Raw genomic sequence first — 252 nt, forward strand, 5'->3', positions numbered from 1 at the left:
GAATTTAATGAGTTTGTGGAAGAAGCTCGAAAAGTTGTTAGCCAAGGTATTTACGTTGTTGATTCTGCTCAGGATACTAATGAAGATACTAGCGCTATTGAAGGACGCTCTTCTATCCTACGTGATCTACGCAGCCAACTTACTCTTTTAGAAAAAGAAATCGAAACCAAGACTCAAAATAAAGAGAAAATTTTACAGGCTATTAACGCATTAGAGAGTATGCAACCGGAGGATCTCTAAAAAATATGATAC

At 36.5% G+C, this 252-nt stretch carries 1 protein-coding gene; it reads left to right on the forward strand.

Annotated elements, in window-relative coordinates:
• A partial coding sequence (locus tag AAEY79_RS15800; protein WP_352289585.1) for a hypothetical protein occupies positions 1–240 on the forward strand: 240 nt, incomplete at its 5' end.
• Between the last annotated feature and the right edge of the window lie 12 nt (positions 241–252).

It is taken from the genome of Psychrobacter sp. GW64-MNA-CIBAN-0177, from assembly GCF_040309585.1.
GTDB lineage: Bacteria > Pseudomonadota > Gammaproteobacteria > Pseudomonadales > Moraxellaceae > Psychrobacter > Psychrobacter okhotskensis.